Origin of the sequence: Streptomyces sp. NPDC048637 (assembly GCF_040650675.1) — a bacterium.
Lineage (GTDB): Bacteria > Actinomycetota > Actinomycetes > Streptomycetales > Streptomycetaceae > Streptomyces.
Genome location: NZ_JBEZHQ010000045.1, coordinates 1 through 19,655, shown reverse-complemented (window position 1 = coordinate 19,655; position 19,655 = coordinate 1). Strand labels below are relative to the sequence as shown.

The following is a 19,655-nucleotide window of genomic DNA, read 5'->3' as shown; positions in this document are numbered from 1 at the left end:
AAGTGAGGCACAGGCATGAGCGGCCGGGCGCGGCTGGCGCTGTGTGCGGCGGTGGCCACGCTGTGTGCCGCCGGCGCACTGCTGCCGCTGGTGGAACCGATCAGCTGGCTGATCCAGGCGGCGGTCCTGCTGGCCATCGTGACGGGAGTGGGCGCGGCCGCCCGCCGGGCCCCCCTGGCCGGACCCCTGATCATCGGCGCACAGGTGCTGACCGGCGTGGTGCTGATGACCCTGCTCTTCACCCCGGGCGAGGCGATCCTCGGCCTGGTGCCGGGCCCGGACGCCCTCACGGAATTCAGCCGGCTGGTGCAGGCAGGTGTACGGGACGTCGGCCGGTACGCCACCCCCGCCCCCGGCACCCCCGGCATCCGGCTGCTGCTGATCGCCGGCGTGCTGGTGATCGGCCTGATCGTGGACGCGCTGGCGGTCACATACCGCAGCGCCGCACCCGCCGGGCTGCCGCTGCTCGCGCTCTACTCGGTGGCGGCGGGCCTGTCCCAGGGCGGCGCGGGCTGGCTGCGGTTCCTGATCGCGGCGGCCGGCTATCTGCTGCTCCTGCTGGCCGAGGGCCGAGACCGGCTCTCCCAGTGGGGCCGGGTGTTCGGCGGGGCGGGCGGCGGAGCGGGCCCGCCGGGTCGCGGACAGAGATTCACCGCCGCCATCGGCGATCCCGCCCCGGCCCCGGTCCGTACGGGCCGCCGGATCGGCGCGCTGGTCCTCGGGATCGCCCTGGTGGTGCCCGCCCTCCTGCCCTCTCTCGGCGGCGGGCTGTTCGGCACCGCCGGCAGTGGTTCGGGGCCCGGCAGCGGGGGCGGCACGATCTCCGCGGTGAACCCCCTGGTCTCACTGCAGGACAGCCTCAACCAGCCCGAGGACAAGGAAGTCCTCAACTACCGCACGACCGCCGCCGACACCCGCGACCTGTATCTGCGGATCGTCGCCCTCGACCAGTTCGACGGCACGACCTGGAAGCCGTCCGAGCGCACGGTCACGGACGTCCCCGAGCGGCTGCCGGGACCGCCCGGCCTCAGCTCCGCGGTCGACCTCAACCGGGTCAACACCTCGATCTCGACCGCCGAATGGTACGCCCAGAACTGGCTGCCGCTCCCCTACCCGGCGTCCAAGGTGGACATCTCCGGGCGCTGGCGCTTCGAGCCCCAGGGCCGCACGCTCGTCGGGGACCGCGGACAGAACACCCGCGGCCTGCAGTACCAGGTCGAGAGCCTGCAGGTGCGGCCCACGTCCCAGCAGCTGGCCGCCGCTCCCGCGCCGCCCGCCGACCTGCTGCGCGAGTACACCAAGGTCCCGCGCTCGCTGCCCCAGGTCGTCCGCAGCACCGCACGTCAGGTCACCCGCGGCGCCCCGACCACCTATGCCAAGGCCGTCAAGCTCCAGGACTGGTTCGCGCTCAACGGCGGCTTCAGCTACAACACCGACGTCCGGGCCGGCAGCGGTTCCGAGGCCATCGCGCGGTTCCTGCGGCAGAAGGAGGGCTTCTGCGTCCACTTCTCGTTCTCCATGGCGGCAATGGCCCGGACCCTGGGTATACCGGCCCGGGTAGCGGTCGGTTTCACCCCCGGCACCAGGCAGCCCGACGGCACGACCTCGGTCGGCCTCAAGGACGCGCACGCCTGGCCCGAGCTGTACTTCCAGGGCATCGGCTGGACCCGCTTCGAACCGACCCCGAGCCGCGGCAGCATCCCGGACTACGCGTACCCCGACACCCCGGACACCCCCGACCCGGGCAGCCCGGACCCCGAGCCCTCCCGGTCCACGGCCCCCTCGGACGGCCCCTCGGCGGACCCGTCCTGTGGCCCCGTTGAGCAGCGGCCCGGCTCCGGTACGGCCTGCGTATCGCTGCCCGCGGAGTCCGGCACCCGCCCGCCGGACGGCGGCTCGTCCCCCTGGACGATCGTCGTCATGGCACTGGCCGCGCTGCTCGTCCTGCTGCTGCCCGCGGGCCCGCTGCTCTGGCGCCTGCGGATACGCTCCGGACGGCTGGCGGGCCCGGACGGCGACCCGGCGGCGGGCACCCTCGCCGCCTGGCGGGAGCTGCTGGACACCGCCTGGGACTTCGGCATCCTGCCGGACGAGTCACTGACGCCGCGCAAGGCCGCCGCGCGCATCATCCGCATCGGAGATCTGCAACCGGAACCCGCCGCGGCCGCCCGCAGGGTAGCCGCGGCGGTCGAACAGGTCCTGTACGCCCCGCATCCGCAGCCGGTGTCCGGGCTCGCCCCGGACGTCCAGCAGGTGCGGGCCGGGTTGCGGGCGGGCGCAAGCCGTGGTCTGCGACTGCGTGCCCAGCTCGCCCCGCGTTCCGCGACCCGGCTCCGCTGGGCCTGGTCAGCCCGCTGGTCGGCGCTTCTGCACCGGTGCCGTAGCAGCCGCCCGGTGGCCGCGGCACGGCGCGCGCTGGCCGCCCTCCGGCCGGGCCCGCGGCGGGCCTGACCACACGGCACGGAAAAGGTGCTGGGGCCGCCCGACAGGATGGGGCGGCCCCAGCACCTTTTGCCTTCCGGCGCCACCGGGGAACGCTGTTGCGCACCAAGGGGCGGGAATCAGCGGGAATCAGCGGAGATCTACCGGGACCACCGGAGGGCGAACTGCGGGCCGGAGACTGCGAACTGCCAACTGCGACGGCAAAACTCGGCGGGAAAGAGTCACGCAAAGTGCAGCACGGCGCAACTGGAAGAACGACGGAAAGAAACGTCTCCAGGAGCGCGGGGGGACTCGCTCAAGGCCACGCTCCCGACGGGCCCGAGGAAAACCCACGGCCCGTCGTGGCTCAGTGGCCCTGCTGTTCGTCCCTGCGTCGCTGCCAGCGGTCCTCGATACGGTTCATCATCGAGCGCCGCTGCCTGGCCTGACGGCGCGCCGGGGCACCTGTGCCGCCTCCGGAAACCGCACCGGACTGCTGCTCACCCGGCTTGGGAGCCTTGCGCCAGCCGGTGACCGCCAGCACTGCGCAGCCGAGCATGACGAGGAAGCCCACCACACTGATCCAGATCTGCTGCGCGACCATGCCGGCCATGAGCAGGGCGATACCCACCAGGAAGCCCGCGACCGCTTGGTAGACCCGTCGCCGGGTGTACGTACGCAGCCCGCTTCCCTCAAGCGCTGTCGCGAACTTGGGATCTTCGGCGTACAGCGCTCGCTCCATTTGCTCGAGCATGCGCTGCTCGTGCTCCGAGAGCGGCACGGAGTCCTCCTACTCGTCGGTCGCGGGGGGCGACCGGGGTGCGACCCTTTCAGGATAGGCAGGGAATCGCCCCCGTGAAACCCGCCCCTCGACGCCAGTTCACTGTCCGGGCCGCCACGGCGACCGGTGGTGATGCTGCCTGCATTCCCCACCCGCCTGTCCGTCATGCCGGAACGTCGTACCCCGATCATACGGGGCGAAGGGGCTGATCGGGTGGTCTGTGGCCGACTGCACGCGGTAGTCGCGTGAGCCGGGTGGGTCAGTCGCGCTCCGCGAGGACGTGCAGCTGTGTGGCCACGGAGTGGAAGGCGGGCTGTTCGGCGGCGGCCGCCTCGAGCTTCAGCAGCGCCTCCATGGCACCCGGCTCGGTGTCCACGAGCACCCCGGGGACCAGGTCGGCGAAGACCCGTACGCCGTGGACCGCGCCGACCTCCAGACCGGTGGCGGACACCAGCTCGGTGAGCTGGTCGGCAGTGAAACGGCGCGGCACCGGGTCGCCCTCGCCCCAGCGTCCGGCCGGGTCGGTGAGGGCCTGGCGGGCCTCGGTGAAGTGGCCCGCGAGGGCGCGCGCGAGAACGGCGCCGCCCAGACCGGCCGCGAGCAGGCTGAGGGTACCGGCCGGGCGCAGCGCATCGACGGCGTTGCGGACGCCCTCGGCCGGGTCGTCGACGTACTCCAGCACGCCGTGGCAGAGCACGGCGTCGTAGCCGCCGCGCTCGACGACGTCGAACAGCCCGTGGGCGTCGCCCTGGACCGCGCGTACCCGGTCGGCGACGCCCGCCTCCGCGGCGCGGCGCTCCAGGGCGAAGAGGGCGTTGGGGCTGGGGTCGACGACCGTGACGCGGTGGCCAAGGCGGGCGACCGGCACGGCGAAGTTGCCGGTGCCGCCGCCGGTGTCGAGGACGTCCAGGGCGTCGCGGCCGGCGGCCTTGACCCGGCGCTCCAGGGCGTCCTTGAGGACCTCCCAGACCACGGCGGTACGAAGGGATGCGCGCGGGCGCAGCGGGTCAGACACGGCGGGTGGCTCCTCGGCGGGGGCATGAACGTCTAGGCGTCCACCACCCTATTCCGTCCCGCGCCGTCCACCGCCTGCGGAGACGCCCGCAGCGAACGTGGCGCTCGACGGGGCGGGGGCAGAGGCGGTGATGGAGGCGGTGAGTGAAGGCGGTGGGTGGAGGCGGTGGGTGGAGGCGGTGGGTGGAGGCGGTGGGTGGAGGCGGTGGGTGGAGGCGGTGGGTGGAGGCGGTGGGTGGAGGCGGTGGGTGGAGGGGCGGTGCCGGGGGGGGCGGCGGTCGCGGAAGGTCGTGGTCGGGGTGGGTGGCGGGAGGGGAGGTGGCGGTAGAGAAGGGTGGGCAGGCGGGGCGGCGGACGCGCTGGGCGGCGGTGGGGGCGAGCGCCGGTACTTTCCCTTCCCCCTCCGCTCCCCCTCCCCCCCGGGGGCTCCACCCCACCCCCACCCCATCCCCCTCCCCCACTCACCCGCTCCCCTCCTCCGGATTCCTGGGCTCAGCCGCTTGTCACCCCGCCCGCTGGGGCGGCAGAGAGGGCTGGAGGAGCAGCATCCGCTCCACCAGGCGCAGGAACATGGCGGCGTCGCGCAGGAGATCGTCGGCGTCACGGCGGCTCGCCGCGCCGGTTATACCCGCCTCGGCCTTCGCGCGGCGGGCGGCGCCGGCGGCGAACAGGGCGCTCCACTCGGCCAGTTCGGGAGCGACCTCGGGCAGCACTTCCCAGGCGCTGCGGATACGCTGCCTGCGGCGCACGGTGGTCTCCGGCCGGCCGCGGACGGCGAGGACGGCGGCGGCGGTGCGCAGCGCGGCCAGATGGGCCGTGGCGAACTGCTCGTTGGGGGCTTCGAGGGTCTGGGCTTCGTCGAGGCCCTGCTGGGCCTGGGCGAGCAGGTCGAGTGCGGCGGGTGGTGCGGCCGCCCGCCGCAGGACGGGGTGGACATCGCTCGGGGGACCGTACGCAGCGGAGCTGCCCCTGTCGGGACGAGCTGCCATGACGAACCTCCTGTCGTCGCATGCCGGTTCGGGACCGAATGCCGATTCGGACCGTATGAACCCATCGTGACGTACACCACTGACAATCGGCACTGACCTGCTCTTTCGTCGAAAAGGGGACGGGTTCGCCCGCGGATTCGCGGGAACGGATTCCCAACGTCCCCTTGCGGAGCGGGGGGTGGGGTGCGGCATATTTTTTGAACTGACCAGTCAGTTCAAGGGAGGGGATCGTGGACAGCACCCCGCACGGGGCGGCGGTCACGGCCGCGGGATTCGGAGTCAAGGGCCCCCGTGGATGGGCGTTCCAGAACATCCACTTCACGGCCGGACCCGGCTCGCTGATCGCCGTTCAGGGCCCTTCGGGCTCGGGCCGTACGTGTCTGCTGCTCGCGCTCACCGGCCGGATGAAGTCCGCCGCGGGCACCGCCGAGGTCGGCGGACTGCCACTGCCGCAGAAGAAGGCCGCGGTCCGGTCCGTCACCGCGCTCGCCCATGTGCCGGGCGTCGCCGAGCTCGATCCGGCGCTCACCGTGGGCGAGCATCTGCGGGAACGCGCCCTGTTGCAGGGCCGGTTCGGCGGTTCCCTGCGGGCACTGCTGCGGCCACGGCACGGGCGCAGGGCCGCGGCCCGCGCCCTGGTGGACACCGCGCTGACGGCGGCCGGCCTCGACCTGGAATCGCTGCCCAAGGGGATCCGTACGTCCGTGCGCGACCTGGAACGGCTGGAGGCGCTGCGGCTCTCCGTGGCGCTCGCACTGATCGGCGGCCCCCGGCTGCTCGCCGTCGACGACACCGATCTGAAGCTGTCCGGCGGCGAGCGCGCCGCGGCCTGGAAGATGCTGCGCGGCCTCGCGGCGGCCGGCACCACGGTGCTCGCGGTGTGCAGCGAGCCGCCGGAGGGCGACGAGGACGTGGTGCTGGTGCGTACCGGCACCCGCCCGCAACCCACCGCCCCCGGGGGCGCGCCCAGCACATCCACCGCCACCCCGGACGGCCCGGACGGCCCGGACGCGACGGACCCCACGGACGCCACGGACAGCAAGAACAACAAGAACAGCGAGGACAGCGAGACCGGGAAGAGCAGCCAGGGCGGCCAGTCCGGACCGGACGGCACCGACAGCGCTGACAGCGCTGACAGCGCTGACAGCACCGACGGCACACCGGTCGGCGCCCCCGCCACCGACGGGCACGAGAACGGGCACAGGGACGGGGAGGGGGCGGCCGATGCGCTCGCCGAAACTGGCCGCGCTTGAGCTGAAGCGGTTCGGGAGGGGGAAGCTGCCGCGCGCTGCGCTGGCCGCCCTCCTGCTGCTGCCGCTCCTGTATGGCGCGCTCTACCTGTGGTCCTTCTGGGACCCGTACGGGCGGCTGGACAAGATTCCGGTCGCGCTGGTCAACGAGGACACGGGCGCGGCCGTCGACGGGAAGCGGATCTCGGCGGGCGACAGCATCGTCTCGGGGCTGCGGGACAGCCACACCTTCGACTGGCGGCCGGTGGACGCCGAGGAGGCCGCCACGGGCGTCGAGGGCGGCTCGTACTACCTCTCGCTGTCCATCCCGAAGGACTTCAGCCGGCGGATCGCCTCCAGCTCCGGGGACCAGCCGGAGACCGGTGCCCTCAAGGTGCGGACGAACGACGCGAACAACTACATCGTGGGGCAGATCTCCCGGACGGTGTTCTCCGAGGTGCGCTCCGCGGCCTCCACAAAGTCGTCGCGCACCTTCCTCGACAAGATCTTTGTCTCCTTCTCGACACTGCACGGCAAGACCGAACAGGCCGCGGACGGCGCCGACCGGCTCAAGGACGGCATCGGGCAGGCCGAGCACGGCACCGGCAGGCTGGCCGACGGTCTGGGCACCGCGAAGAACGGCAGCGGCAAGCTGGTCACCGGCCTGGGCGACCTCGACGCGGGCGCGGGGCAGCTCTCCCGGGGCAGCTCCGATCTCGCCCGGGGAGCCGGGACCGCCGCCCACGGCTCGCGCCAACTGGCCGACGGTTCGGGGCAGGTGGCGCAAGGCACCCAGCAGCTGGCCGCCAAGGTCAACGGAGTCGTCGGCAAGGTGGGGCCCTTCATCCGGGCGCACGGCAAGGAGATCGGCGAGGCGGCGCAGCTCGTGGCCGACGGTTCGCAGGCGGTCCGTGACCACCTGGACAAGCTCCCCGCCGCGGCATCCACGGAGGCAAAGCTCTCCCGGGGGATCTCCGACCACATGGCCGCCTGCTGCGCTGTGCGGGCGGGGTGCAGCTCGACACCTCCTGTGCGGAGCTGAAGCAGCTCAAGGAGGAGGCGGCCACCGCGGCGGACAAGGCCGAGGAGGTCAGCGGCTACGTCCACGACCAGAAGAACCTCGACCAACTGGGCCGGGATCTGGACACGCTGCACTCCCTGGCGAACGAGCTGGCGCAGCGCGGGCCCACCCTGGGCGCCGACATGGACGCCGCGGTCAAGAAGATCAACGAGCTGAACGACGGTGCACACAAGGTGTCCGCGGGGGCGCGCACACTGGCCGCCGGCAATTCCCGGCTGGCCTCCGGCGCGGACAGGCTCAACGACGGGGCGCACCGGCTGCACGATGGTACGGGCCGCGCGGCGGCCGGGATCGGCGACCTCGACTCCGGTGTGGGCAAGCTCAAGGACGGTGCGCAGACACTGAACGGCGGCATGTTCAAGCTCTCCGACGGCTCGCAGAAGCTGGCCGGCGGGCTGCACGACGGGGCGAAGCAGATCCCCGACTACGGCAAGAAGGACCGTGACGCGCACACCCTGGTCATGTCCGACCCGGTGCAGCTGTCCTCGGACGCGGCCCACAAGGCGCCGAACTACGGCACGGGGTTCGCCCCGTACTTCATCCCGCTGTCCCTGTGGGTCGGCGCGATGGTGGCGTACATGCTGATCCAGCCGCTCAACCGGCGGGCACTGGCGATGGGCGCGGCCTCCTGGCGGGTGGCGCTGTCCGGGTGGCTACCGGTGTTCGGTGTGGGGGTGCTGCAGACCGCGGCGCTGATGTCCGTACTGCACTTCGCGATCGGCCTGGAGATGGTGCGGGCGGCCGGCACGATCGGCTTCCTCGTCCTGGTCACGGCGTGTTTCTCGGCACTCGTCCAGTGGCTGAACGCGCAGTTCGGACCGGCCGGGCGGATCCTGGTGCTGGCGCTGCTGATGCTGCAGCTGACCTCGGCGGGCGGCACCTACCCGGTGCAGACCAGCCCCGGCTTCTTCGCCGCCATCCACCCGTATCTGCCGATGAGTTACATCGTGGAGGGGCTGCGCCGGCTCATCACGGGCGGGGATCTCGCGCCCGTGTGGCAGGGCGGTGTGGTGCTGCTGGCGTTCACCGCGGGGGCGCTCGCGCTGACGTCCCTGACGGCGCGTAGCCGCCAGGTGGTGCGGATGAAGGACCTGCATCCGGAATTGAGCCTGTGAGCACGCAGCCGTCGGGGGGCGGCACAATCGCCCCCATGGACAGCTCCAATACACGCCGCGACGCCACCCGGCGCAAGCTCTTCGAGGCCGCGGTCACGCTCATCGCCGAACAGGGCTTCTCCTCCACCACGGTGGACGAGATCGCCGAGCGGGCGGGTGTCGCGAAGGGCACCGTCTACTACAACTTCGCGAGCAAGAACGTTCTCTTCGAAGAGCTGCTGCGGCACGGCATCGAGATGCTGGCGACGTCCTTGCAGGCGGCCGCCGAGGAGGTGGCCGACCGGGGCGGCAGCCGGATCGACGCGCTGGACGCGATGATCCGGGCCGGGCTGGACTTCATCTCCCGTTACCCGGCGCTCACCCAGCTCTACGTCGCCGAGCTGTGGCGCACCAACCGGGCCTGGCAGTCGACGCTGATGGTGGTGCGGGAGCGGGCCATCACGGTGGTGGAGGACGTGCTGCGGGAGGCGGTCGCCCGTGAGGAGCTGAGTGAGGAGATCGATATCCCGCTGACCGCCTCGGCGTTGTTCGGCATGGTCCTGGTGGCCGCCCTGGACTGGCAGTCGTACCAGCCGGACCGGTCGATCGACGAGGTGCACGCGGCGCTGTCGCGGCTGCTCCAGGGGCGGATCAGCGGCCGGCCCTCGCAGTGACGGGCGGGCCTCCCCCGGCATCGGGAAGAGGGCGCGCGCCGTAGTGGTCAGGTGCGGCGCGCACCCCTTTTCCCTTCCCCCTGGTCCTGCACAAAAAAGTGCGCTGCCCTGGCACGGATCGTTCCCCCTTCGATCCGACCAGGACAGCGCTTCCCCCGTACTCCCCCGTACTCCCCCGTGTTCCCCCGTCACGTCCGGGAGCCGCGCCGCTCCGCCGCCCCGTGTCGGCGGTGCGGCGCCGCTTCCCTTCCGTGGCCCTTACTCTTCCGTCCGGGCGGGCTCCGGCCCATCCGCGTACCTACTCATCTCGGTGTCTGAGTACGGATACTCAAACCTGAGCACCGGCCCCCAGCCGGGGCCTACGATCTGCGGAGTGTCCATACTTCCCTTGGTGTTCACCAGTGGCTGGGCGAGCGGGATCAACGCCTACGCCGTCGTCCTGCTCTTCGGTCTGCTCGGCGCGACCGGCGTCACCGATGAGGTGCCCGCCGCGCTGCAGCGCCCCGATGTGCTGATCGTGGCCGGGGTGCTGTTCGTGGTCGAGGCCGTCGCCGACAAGATCCCATTCGTGGACTCGGTCTGGGATGCGGTGCACACGGTGATCCGGCCGGTCGCCGGCGGTGTGGTGGCGGCGCTGCTGGCCGGCCACAACGGTTCGCTGCCCGAGCTGGCGGCGGGCGTGGTGGGCGGCTCCACGGCGCTGCTGAGCCATCTGGTCAAGGCGGGCACACGGATCGCGGTCAACACCTCGCCGGAGCCGGCCAGCAACATCGTGGTGAGCCTGGCCGAGGATCTGGGGGTCGCTGCGCTCATCGCCTTCGCCGTGTTCCATCCGGTGGCCGCGGCGGTCATCGCGGGGACGCTGCTGGCCGCGGGGATCGCGGTGGTGGTCTTCCTGTGGTCGCGGATCCGCAGATTCCTCCAGCGGCGGCGGCAGCGGCGGGCGGAGAAGCGGCCGGCCGCGGTGGACGGTGCGGCACCTCCGGTGACCTGACGGCGGGCTGCCGCCGGTGGCGCGCGGGCGCTGTCGGGCCCGGCCTTCCACAGCCGTGCGGGCGTTGTCAGTGGGTCCGGATAAAGTCGCAGGCATGGCACGGATTGCGGTGATCGGCGCCGGGATGGGCGCGATGGCAGCCGCTGCCCGGCTGGCCGTCGCGGGCCACCGGGTGGCGGTGTTCGAGCGCGGCGCGACGTATGGCGGCGCGGTGCGGCGGCTGGCACGGGACGGCTTCGCCTTCGATACGGGGCCGGGGCTGCTGCATCTGCCGGCCGTCTACCGCGATCTGTTTCTCAAGACCGGCCGGGAGCCGTTGGAGAGCTGTATCGAGCTGTCCCAGGTCGACCCCGCGGCCCGGCATGTCTTCGCCGACGGCACGGCCGTCTCGCTGCCGAACGCCTCGCGGGCCGGGGTGCTGGCGGCCCTGGACGAGGCGCTGGGCGCGGGCTCCGGGGAGCGCTGGAGCGAGCTGGTGGGCCGCGCCCGCGATGCCTGGGACGCCACCCGCCGGCCGCTCCTGGAGGAGCCGCTGTGGCAGGACTGGCGGGTGCTGGGGCGCGATCCGTATCCGGCGGTGCGCAGACGCGGCCTGTTCGGCCGGGGCAAGGGCCCCACGACCGCCACCCTCGCCGAGGTGGCCCGCCGCGAGCTGGCCGATCCCCGGCTGATCGCGCTGCTGGAGAGCCATGCGCTGGCGTACGGCTTCGACCCGCGCAGCGCCCCGGCGAGCGCCGTCGTGCTGCCGTACATGGAGCAGACCTTCGGGAGTTGGTACCCGCGCGGCGGTATGGGGGCGCTGGCCGACGCGCTGTACGAGCGCTGTGTGGCGCGCAAGGTGGAGTTCAGCTTCGGCGCGGCGGTGACCGGGATCGTGGAGAAGGACGGCCGGGCGGCGGGCGTCGAGCTGGCCGACGGCCGGGTGTCCGAGGCGGAGTTCGTGGTCGCGGGCGTCGACCCGGTGCGGCTCGTGGAGCTCTGCCGGGGGCGGGAGCCGTGGGGTGCGGACGATGTCCGCCCCGCCCTGGGGCCGGGTGACCGTGCCACCGGACGGCTCACGGTCTGTCTCGCGCTGCGCGGCGCGCGCCCCGGGGACGCCGCGCATCGGACGGTGGTCCATGCTGCGGACCGCACGGCCGAGTTGGAGGGCGTGTTCGGCGACGGGTCCGGGCCGCGGACCCCTTGTGACCGGCCCACGGTGACGGTGCTGCGCCCGGACGACCCGACCACCCGGCCGGACGATGCCCATGAGGCCGTGACCCTCACCGCGACGGTGGCTCCGCACGGGCCGGTCGACTGGCAGGACGGGGAGGCCGTGGCGGCCGGCGCGGAGCGGATGACCGAGGTCGCCGAGGCCGCGGTTCCCGGGCTGCGGGAGCGGGTGCTGTGGCGGGAGGTGCTACCCCCGGCGGACGACGCGCTGGTGCCGGGACCGGCGCTGGCGGGCCAGGAGGGCCGGTTCCTGCGGCCCGGCAACCGCACCCGGATACCGGGGCTCTACGCGGTCGGTGGCTGGTCGCACCCGGGCGGCGGGCCGGCGCATGCCGGGATGTCCGGCGCGATCGTCGCGGGCCTCATCGTGAACGGCGACGACTGGCACGGCTCGACGTGAAGCACGGCTCCACCTGAGGCGCAGCTCGACGTGAAGCACGGCTCCACCTGAGGCGCAGCTCGACGCGTGGCACGGCTCGATGCGAGGCGCGGCTCGACGCGAGGCACGGCTCCACCTGAGACACGGCTCGACGCGATGCGCAGCTCGACGTGAGGCACGGCTCCACCTGAGGCACGGCTCGACGCGATGCGCGCCTCCACCTGAGACACGGCTCGACTGAAGGGAAGGGTGACGGGCCGCGGGGACCCGTAGCACCGTCCGGCCGGTCATCCGGCCGCCGGCTCAGTAGCGGTACTGCTGCCCGTCGTAACCCGGCTGCTGGTAGGGCGGATAGGGCTGCTCGGGCGGGAGTTCACCGTCGCGCTGCTGGGGGACCCAGACGCCGCCGGGCGGGGTCTCCCCGTAGCCCTGGCCCGGGTACTGGCCCAGCGGCTGCCCCTGGCTGTCGTACTGCTGCGCGGCGTAGGGCGGTTGGGCGTAGGGGTCCGGCTGCGCGTACGGGTCGTAGGGCGCGGCGTACTGCTGGGTGCCGAGGTACGGGTCTGCGTAGGGCGCCTGCCCGCCCTGGCCCAGGCCGTCGCCGTATGCCGCGTAAGGGTCGGCATAGGGGTCCTGGGCGCCGGGGCCCTGGCCGTAACTGCCGTCGTAGGCATAGCCGTTGCCGTCGCCGTTCCCGTTGCCCGCGGCGCCGTTGTAGGCGTCGTAGCCGTAGCCGTTCTGCTGGGCGCGGGCATCGGGACTGTAGATGCCGTACTGGCCCGTCTCGTCGGGCATCGGCTGCGGGGCGTAGACGGCGGTGGCGTCGGCCCGTGCCGCGTAGTCGTCCTGGACCGCGAACGGCTGGGTGGCGTAGGCGTCCTGGTCCTGCTGCGGCTGGTAGGGGTCCTGGCCGCGGTAGCCGTCGTCGGCGTTGTAGTTGTAGGAGCCCGGCCCGCCGTAGGAGCCCTGCCCGGCAAAGGTTTCCTGCGCGGCGAAGGGCTCCTGTGCGACGAAGGTCTCCTGCGCGGCGAAGGCGTCCCGGCTCTGGAAGCCGCCGGTGCTCTCGAAGGTGTCCGGGCCCCCGTCGAGGACCGGGCCGGTGCCGTCGGTGGGCGGTACCGCCTCCAGGCCGGAGACCTGCAGGGTCGGTTCGGCGGACGGCGGACCGGCCGGGCGGGCCCGCCGGCGCCGGCTCTCACCGGGCTTGCCGCCCAGGGACCAGCCGGTGGTGAAGCCGCGGCGGAAGGAGAGCGTCACATTCGTCTGCCCGATGGCGAAGGCGATCAGGCCCAGCCCGATCACGATCACCGAGGGGATGATCACGCCGATGACCACACCGAGGAAGCCGGTGAAGGCGACCAGTCGCCAGCGCAGCCGCGCCTTGTACTGGAGCAGCACCTCACCCAGCAGCCACAGGGCGACCAGACCGAATGCGATGTAGAGGATCGTCCAGCCCATATACGCCCCTCTTCCGCCGCTCGCCGGCCACCGTGATCAGGACTGCTGGTGCAGGCCCAGATTCTCGTAGATTTCCAGGGTCGCCGTGGAGTGGTTCAGGGTAATGAAGTGCAACCCGGGAACATCCTCGGCCATCAAGCGTGCGCACAGTTCCGTTGCGTACTCGATCCCAATGGAGCGTACCGCCGCGGGGTCGTCCTTGACGGCCAGGATGCGCTCCGCAAGCTCGGGCGGGAAAGCCGCGTTGCTGAGCTGAGCGAACCGTTCGATCTGGCGCACGTTCGTCACCGGCATGATCTCCGGAATGATCGGCGTGGAGCAACCCGCCGCCGCAACCCGGTCCCGGAGCCGGAAGTAGTCCTCCGGGTAGAAGAACATCTGGGTGATGGCGAAGTCCGCACCGGCCCGGCACTTGGCGACGAAGTGTGCCACATCGGTGTCCCAGTCCGCCGAGCGCGGATGCATCTCGGGGAAGGCCGCGACGCCGACGCAGAAGTCGCCGGACTCCTTGATCAGCCGGACCAGGTCGGCGGCGTAGCCGACGCCGTCGGGGTGCCTGACCCACTCGCCCATCGGGTCACCGGGCGGGTCGCCGCGCAGCGCGAGCATGTTGCGGATCCCGGCGCCGGCGTACTGGCCGATGATGTTGCGCAGGTCCGCCGTGGAGTGGTTGACCGCGGTCAGATGGGCGACCGGGGTCAGGGTGGTGTCGGTGGCGATGCGCTCAGTGGCGCGCACCGTGCCGTCACGGGAGGTGCCGCCGGCGCCGTACGTCACGGAAACGAAGGTCGGGGAGACGGCCTCGATCCGACGAATGGCGTTCCACAGGGTCCGCTCACCCTTCTCGGTCTTCGGGGCAGCGAACTCGAACGAATAGGACTGCTTGCCGGAAGCGAGCAGTTCGCGCACCGTGTGCGCACGATCAGTCCTGGTGGAAGCTGTACCTAGGGCCATACCGGCAGGTTAACCACCGGCCGGGCGCACACCAACCGGCATCGGCGTAATGCCTGGTTGGTCGGCTTCGTGTCCACTGGTTGGACATTTTCCGGTCGCCAGGACGACAGGAAAGTTTCCCTCGCCCGCAAGTCGCCGCCGCGAAGTGATCCCGGTCACCCCGGGAGCTTCTGGGCGTCCCAGGTCCGGATGCGCTTGGCCAGGGAGGCGGCCGCAGCTCCCGGATCGTCCGCCTCGGTGATCGCGCGGACCACGACGACCCGACGGGCACCGGCCCGCAGCACCTCGTCCAGATTCCCGGCGTCGATCCCGCCGATCGCGAACCAGGGGCGCTCGGGGGCCCGGGCAGCCGTATGGCGGACCAGGTCGAGGCCGGGGGCGTGGCGGCCCGGCTTGGTGGGGGTGGGCCAGCACGGGCCCGTGCAGAAGTAGTCCACACCGGCCTCGGCGAGCGCGGCGTCCACCTCGGCCTCGGCATGGGTGGAGCGGCCGATGAGGATGTCCGGGCCGAGGAGGGCGCGGGCGGCCGGCACCGGCAGATCGCCCTGGCCGAGGTGCAGCACCTCGCTGCCGATCGCATGGGCGACATCCGCCCGGTCGTTGACCGCCAGCAGCTTTCCGTGCCGCCGGCAGGCGTCCGCGAAGACCTCGAGATGCCGGAGCTCCTCTCCGGCCTCCATGCCCTTGTCGCGCAGCTGGACGATGTCCACGCCCGAGGCGAGCACCGTGTCCAGGAACTGCGGGAGATCGCCCTGCCGCTTACGGGCGTCCGTGCAGAGATAGAGCCGGGCGTCGGACAGGGCCTGTCGTGCGGTGCTCATCGGGCGGCTTCCCCCCAGGTCGGGGGCGTACGGCCGGGCCTTCCGGCACGTACGCCCCTCGGGTGCGGTTACGGATGCGGGTGCGGCGGCCGAGCGCGCCGCGCCGGGCGGGTCAGACGGCGAGCGCCTGGGCCCGGCGCTTCACCTCCGTACCGCGATTCTCGCGCAGCGCCTGGGCAGGCGTGCCGGGCAGGCTCTCATCCGGGGTGAACAGCCACTCCAGCATCTCCACGTCAGTGAAGCCGTCGTCCTTGAGGAGGGTGAGGGTACCGACGAGGCCCTTGACCACCTTGTCGTCCTGGATGAAATCGGCGGGCACATGCAGCGCCCTGTTCTCGCCGCGGCGCACCGCGATCAGCTGGCCCTCCTTGACCAGCTGCCGCACACGCGTCACCTCGACGCCGAGCTGTTCGGCGATGTCGGGGAGGGTGAGCCAGGCGGGGACGAGTCCATCGATGTTTGCGTCAATCTCGGTCACAGGACAAGCCTGCCACCTCGCACTGACAGCCGGTAGCCGGGCATCGCCATCAGGGGCTTCCTGCACACCGGCGGGTGACGGCGCAAGGGGCTGTCCGACAGGCCGGCAGCCGGCGGTCACAGGGCGGGCCGGCGCCCGCTACACGGCCGCGGACTTCAGCGGCACCGACGCATTCGCGGCCCGCTCACGGTCCAGTACGACGCCCCGCTCGATCAGCTTGCGCCCCTGGGCGAGGTCCCGCGGCCGCCCCACGGCCAGCAGCGCGACGAGCCGCCCCTCCCGCAGCCAGATCACCGACCAGGCGGCCCCGGCCGGGTCACCGCGCCAGACCAGCTCGTCGGCGTTCCCGTGATGGCCCGCGTACTGCACGAACCGGCCGAACTGCTCGGACCAGAAGTACGGCACAGGGTCGTAGACCAGCCCTTCGGCGTCGCCGCGGGCAATGTTCTCGGCGACCGTACGGGGGCCCTGGAGGGCGTTGTCCCAGTGGTGGATCAGCAGGCGGGTGCCGTAGCGGGCCGATGGGAAGGAGGCGCAGTCGCCCACCGCGTAGACGTCGGCCACGGAGGTGCGCAGCTGGTCGTCGGCGAGGACGGAGCCGTCCTGCGGTGCGACCTCGACGCCCGAGCCGGCCAGCCAGGCGGTCGCGGGCCGGGCGCCGATCCCGATGACCACCGCGTCGGCCGGCAGGGTCGTGCCGTCCGCGAGGGTGACCGCGCCCGCGGTGACGGACGCCACCCGGGCACCGGTGCGCAGCTCGGCACCGGCGTCCGTGTACCAGCCGGTCATATGGGCGGCGACCTCGGCGGGCAGCGCACCGGCCAGCGGGCGGTCGGCGGCCTCGACGACGGTGACCGCGCAGCCCGCCTCGCGTGCCGCGGTCGCGAACTCGGCGCCGATCCAGCCGGCCCCGACGACCACGATCTCGTGCTGGGCGGCGAGCACCGGCCGCAGCCGTTCGGCGTCGTCCAGGGTGCGCAGCAGGTGAACGCCGGGCAGGCCCTCACTGCCGGGCAGCACGATCGGGTCGGCACCGGTGGCGATGACCGCGTAGTCGTAGGAGACCGGTCCGCCGGCCGTCTCGACGACATGGGCGTCCGGCAGCAGGGCGGTGACCGGGCGGCCGAGATGGAGCTCGATGCCGAGCGCGGCGAAGTCGACGTCGAAGGTGGAGCCTTCGGCCTTGCCCAGCAGGACCGCCTTGGACAGCGGCGGCCGGTCGTAGGGCTGGTGGGGCTCGTCGCCGAGGAGCGTGATCGCGCCGCGCCAGCCCTGTTCGCGCAGGGCGACCGCGGTCTGCACTCCCGCGATTCCCGCGCCGACGATCACGACGCGCGGCGTGCGGTCAGGGGCCTGGGAGGACTTGCTCTGCTCGCTCACCCGATCACTCTAGGACGGTCCGTGACGCCGCTCGCAGCAGCACGCAAGGAGATCTCTGACACACCGTCACGATCGGCCGTCCCGGGGTGCGGGCCCCGGGTAGCCGCGGAGCGTGGCCTTACGGCGCGTCGCAGCCCCGTATTAGGGTGATGGATACACGCACTCGCGGGAGCCCGGGCGGACCGGGCTGAGAGGGAGGCTGGCCGGCCTCCGACCGTACGAACCTGATCCGGGTCATGCCGGCGAAGGGAGGGGCTGGAAGCCCATGCATTCATCCGCCACACCGTCGGGAGCGGCCGCGCCGGGTCCCGATGTACTCGTCCTCGGCGGCGGCATCATCGGCCTGGTCACCGCCTGGCGGGCGGCCGGCCGCGGGCTGACCGTCGCGCTGGCCGACCCCGCGCCCGGCGGCGGCGCGGCCCGGGTCGCCGCCGGGATGCTGGCCGCGGTCACCGAGCTCCACTACGGCGAGCAGACCCTGCTGGGCCTCAATCTCGCCTCGGCACAGCGCTACCCCCGTTTCACGGAAGAGCTGGAGGAGGCCGCCGGGCAGCGGATCGGCTACCGGCGGTGCGGCACCCTGGCCGTCGCGCTGGACGCCGACGACCGCGCCCATCTGCGCGAGCTGCATGCGCTGCAGACCCGCTCGGGGCTGGACTCGCAGTGGCTCACGGGGCGCGAGTGCCGCCGTCTGGAGCCGATGCTGGCCCCCGGGGTGCGCGGCGGGCTGCGGGTGGACGGCGACCATCAGGTCGATCCGCGGCGGCTGGTGAGCGCCCTGCTGGCCGCCTGTGAGCGCGCCGGAGTGGCGTTCCACCGGAGCCCGGCCGCGCGGCTGACGGTCAGCGGCGGGCGCGCCACGGGCGCCGAACTCGCCGACGGCACACGGCTGTCGGCGGGTCAGGTCGTGCTGGCCGCGGGCAGCCAGAGCGGCCGTCTCGCCGGCGTCCCCGACGAGGTGCTGCCGCCGGTGCGGCCGGTCAAGGGCCAGGTGCTGCGGCTGCGGCTGCCGGACGTGCCGGCCGGCAGCCCCGCCTTCCTGTCGCGCACCGTACGGGCCGTCGTCCGCGGCGGGCCCCTCTACCTGGTGCCGCGGGAGAACGGCGAACTGGTCGTCGGCGCCACCAGCGAGGAGCTGGGCTGGGACACCACGGTGACCGCGGGCGGGGTCTACGAGCTGCTGCGGGACGCCCACGAGCTGGTCCCCGGCATCACCGAGCTGCCGCTGGTCGAGACCTGCGCCGGGCTGCGCCCCACCGCCCCCGACAACGCGCCGCTGCTCGGGCCGACCGAGCTGCCCGGCCTCCATCTGGCCACCGGCCACTTCCGCAACGGTGTCCTGCTGGCGCCGGTCACCGGTGACGCGATGGCCGAAGTGCTGGCCACCGGGAGCCTCCCCGAAGAGGCCCGCCCCTTCTCCCCCGTGCGCTTCTCCCCCGCCACCCCGGGACCGGAGCGCACCCGTGCCCCCGAGGAGCAGCCCGTATGAGCGAGCGCAGTGACCGAACGGTGAAGAGGTACGCGGGTGGCCACGGCACACCCGCCCAACGAAGCGAGGCCGGCGCATGAGCGCGTCCACCGTGTCCGTGTCCGTCAACGGCGAGGCCCGTGCGATCCCCGGCGGACTCACCCTCGACCAGATCGTCGCGACGCTGTCCCAGGCACCCGCCGGGGTGGCCGCGGCGGTCAACGAAATCGTGGTGCCGCGCACCCAGTGGCCCACCACCCCACTCGGCGACGGCGACCGCGTCGAGGTACTCACCGCAGTCCAGGGAGGCTGATCCGCAGACATGGCCGACGATCCGCTCACTCTTGCCGGCACCACCTTCGACTCCCGTCTGATCATGGGGACCGGTGGTGCGCCCAGCCTCGACGTCCTGGAGCGGGCGCTGCTCGCCTCCGGTACGGAGGTGACAACGGTCGCCATGCGGCGGCTGGATCCGACCGTGCAGGGCTCGGTGCTGTCCGTACTGGAACGCCACAGCATCCGGGTACTGCCGAACACCGCGGGCTGCTTCACCGCGGGTGAAGCGGTGCTCACCGCCCGGCTCGCCCGGGAAGCGCTCGGCACGGACTGGATCAAGCTGGAGGTCGTCGCCGACGAGCGCACCCTGCTGCCCGACCCGATCGAACTGCTCGACGCCGCCGAGACCCTGGTGGACGACGGTTTCACCGTGCTGCCCTACACGAACGACGATCCGGTGCTGGCCCGCAAGCTGGAGGACGTGGGCTGCGCCGCGATCCTGCCGCTGGGCTCGCCGATCGGCTCCGGGCTGGGCATCCGCAATCCGCACAACTTCCAGCTGATCACCGAGCGGGCCGGCGTCCCGGTCATCCTCGACGCGGGCGCGGGAACGGCGTCGGACGTCGCGCTGGCCATGGAGCTGGGCTGTGCGGCGGTGATGCTGGCGACCGCGGTGACCCGTGCGCAGGAGCCGGAGCTGATGGCGGAGGCGATGCGGCACGCGGTCGCCTCGGGCCGGCTGGCCTATAGGGCGGGCCGGATCCCCCGCCGTCACTTCGCGCTGGCGTCCTCGCCCACGGAGGGCGTACCGGACCTCGACCCGGAACGGCCGGCGTTCTAGCCCACGTTTTTGGCTGTCTCGCCGTTTCGCCTGCGGCGGGCGGGGTCCGCTGCGCGGGGCTGTGGGTGCGGTGACGGGCCTCCGGGGCCTGGTGTGTGGACTGCTTCGCTT

Annotated in this window: 16 protein-coding genes, 1 pseudogene and 1 riboswitch; of the genes and pseudogenes, 9 read left to right on the top strand and 8 right to left on the bottom strand. The window is 72.7% G+C overall.

Annotated features, from left to right (window positions below):
• The first annotated feature begins 15 nt into the window (after positions 1 to 15).
• Entirely contained in the window at positions 16 to 2,451 is a 2,436-nt protein-coding gene (locus AB0C46_RS35225; RefSeq protein WP_362833003.1) for a DUF3488 and transglutaminase-like domain-containing protein, read from the top strand.
• A 337-nt stretch (positions 2,452 to 2,788) separates the two neighbouring features.
• Here AB0C46_RS35225 and AB0C46_RS35220 read toward each other — a convergent pair whose 3' ends face one another.
• From AB0C46_RS35220 to AB0C46_RS35210, 3 genes are all read right to left on the bottom strand, one after another.
• The gene (locus tag AB0C46_RS35220) at positions 2,789 to 3,202 is read right to left on the bottom strand and encodes a DUF3040 domain-containing protein (RefSeq protein WP_362833002.1); all 414 of its coding nucleotides are present in this window, start codon (positions 3,200 to 3,202) and stop codon (positions 2,789 to 2,791) included.
• 259 nt (positions 3,203 to 3,461) lie between these two features.
• Complete coding sequence (locus tag AB0C46_RS35215) at positions 3,462 to 4,217, bottom strand: methyltransferase (RefSeq protein ID WP_362833001.1); 756 nt, start codon at positions 4,215 to 4,217, stop codon at positions 3,462 to 3,464.
• A gap of 502 nt (positions 4,218 to 4,719) precedes the next feature.
• Positions 4,720 to 5,205, bottom strand: coding sequence for an SAV_6107 family HEPN domain-containing protein (locus AB0C46_RS35210; RefSeq protein WP_362833000.1), 486 nt, complete (start codon positions 5,203 to 5,205; stop codon positions 4,720 to 4,722).
• Positions 5,206 to 5,435: 230 nt separating this feature from the next.
• Here AB0C46_RS35210 and AB0C46_RS35205 point away from each other — a divergent pair, with 230 nt between their 5' ends.
• The 5 genes and pseudogenes from AB0C46_RS35205 to AB0C46_RS35185 all read left to right on the top strand — a co-directional run bounded on the left by AB0C46_RS35205 (position 5,436) and on the right by AB0C46_RS35185 (position 11,889).
• Positions 5,436 to 6,458 carry an ATP-binding cassette domain-containing protein gene (locus AB0C46_RS35205; RefSeq protein WP_362832999.1) on the top strand — a complete coding sequence of 341 codons (1,023 nt, stop codon included), beginning with the start codon at positions 5,436 to 5,438 and terminating at the stop codon, positions 6,456 to 6,458.
• Positions 6,430 to 8,630, top strand: a pseudogene (locus AB0C46_RS35200) (YhgE/Pip domain-containing protein). The gene AB0C46_RS35205 and the pseudogene AB0C46_RS35200 overlap by 29 nt, the downstream one beginning before the upstream one ends.
• 35 nt (positions 8,631 to 8,665) lie before the next feature.
• Positions 8,666 to 9,283: a TetR/AcrR family transcriptional regulator gene (locus AB0C46_RS35195; RefSeq protein WP_026169738.1), complete on the top strand. Its 618-nt coding sequence runs from the start codon at positions 8,666 to 8,668 to the stop codon at positions 9,281 to 9,283.
• Between the two features lie 373 nt (positions 9,284 to 9,656).
• Positions 9,657 to 10,277 carry a DUF4126 domain-containing protein gene (locus AB0C46_RS35190; RefSeq protein ID WP_362832998.1) on the top strand — a complete coding sequence of 207 codons (621 nt, stop codon included), beginning with the start codon at positions 9,657 to 9,659 and terminating at the stop codon, positions 10,275 to 10,277.
• Positions 10,278 to 10,371: 94 nt separating this feature from the next.
• Entirely contained in the window at positions 10,372 to 11,889 is a 1,518-nt protein-coding gene (locus AB0C46_RS35185) for an NAD(P)/FAD-dependent oxidoreductase (protein ID WP_362832997.1), read from the top strand.
• Between the two features lie 282 nt (positions 11,890 to 12,171).
• Here the strand turns inward: AB0C46_RS35185 and AB0C46_RS35180 are convergent, their stop codons facing one another.
• From AB0C46_RS35180 to AB0C46_RS35160, 5 genes are all read right to left on the bottom strand, one after another.
• A complete protein-coding gene (locus AB0C46_RS35180; RefSeq protein WP_362832996.1) occupies positions 12,172 to 13,326 on the bottom strand; it encodes a hypothetical protein in 1,155 nt (384 codons plus the stop codon).
• Between the two features lie 36 nt (positions 13,327 to 13,362).
• Positions 13,363 to 14,280, bottom strand: coding sequence for a methylenetetrahydrofolate reductase [NAD(P)H] (gene metF / locus AB0C46_RS35175; RefSeq protein ID WP_362832995.1), 918 nt, complete (start codon positions 14,278 to 14,280; stop codon positions 13,363 to 13,365).
• Positions 14,281 to 14,435: 155 nt separating this feature from the next.
• Complete coding sequence (thiE, locus tag AB0C46_RS35170) at positions 14,436 to 15,101, bottom strand: thiamine phosphate synthase (RefSeq protein ID WP_362832993.1); 666 nt, start codon at positions 15,099 to 15,101, stop codon at positions 14,436 to 14,438.
• Positions 15,102 to 15,213: 112 nt separating this feature from the next.
• Complete coding sequence (locus AB0C46_RS35165) at positions 15,214 to 15,579, bottom strand: Rv2175c family DNA-binding protein (RefSeq protein ID WP_018090227.1); 366 nt, start codon at positions 15,577 to 15,579, stop codon at positions 15,214 to 15,216.
• Between the two features lie 138 nt (positions 15,580 to 15,717).
• Complete coding sequence (locus AB0C46_RS35160; RefSeq protein WP_362832991.1) at positions 15,718 to 16,959, bottom strand: FAD-dependent oxidoreductase; 1,242 nt, start codon at positions 16,957 to 16,959, stop codon at positions 15,718 to 15,720.
• Between the two features lie 155 nt (positions 16,960 to 17,114).
• Positions 17,115 to 17,227: riboswitch (TPP riboswitch) on the top strand.
• Between AB0C46_RS35160 and thiO the strand changes: the two genes are divergently transcribed.
• From thiO to AB0C46_RS35145, 3 genes are all read left to right on the top strand, one after another.
• Entirely contained in the window at positions 17,225 to 18,448 is a 1,224-nt protein-coding gene (thiO, locus tag AB0C46_RS35155) for a glycine oxidase ThiO (protein WP_362832989.1), read from the top strand. (Overlaps the previous riboswitch by 3 nt.)
• 76 nt (positions 18,449 to 18,524) lie before the next feature.
• Positions 18,525 to 18,740: a sulfur carrier protein ThiS gene (gene thiS, locus AB0C46_RS35150; protein ID WP_362832987.1), complete on the top strand. Its 216-nt coding sequence runs from the start codon at positions 18,525 to 18,527 to the stop codon at positions 18,738 to 18,740.
• Between the two features lie 9 nt (positions 18,741 to 18,749).
• The gene (locus AB0C46_RS35145; RefSeq protein WP_362832985.1) at positions 18,750 to 19,544 is read left to right on the top strand and encodes a thiazole synthase; all 795 of its coding nucleotides are present in this window, start codon (positions 18,750 to 18,752) and stop codon (positions 19,542 to 19,544) included.
• The last annotated feature ends 111 nt before the right edge of the window (positions 19,545 to 19,655 follow it).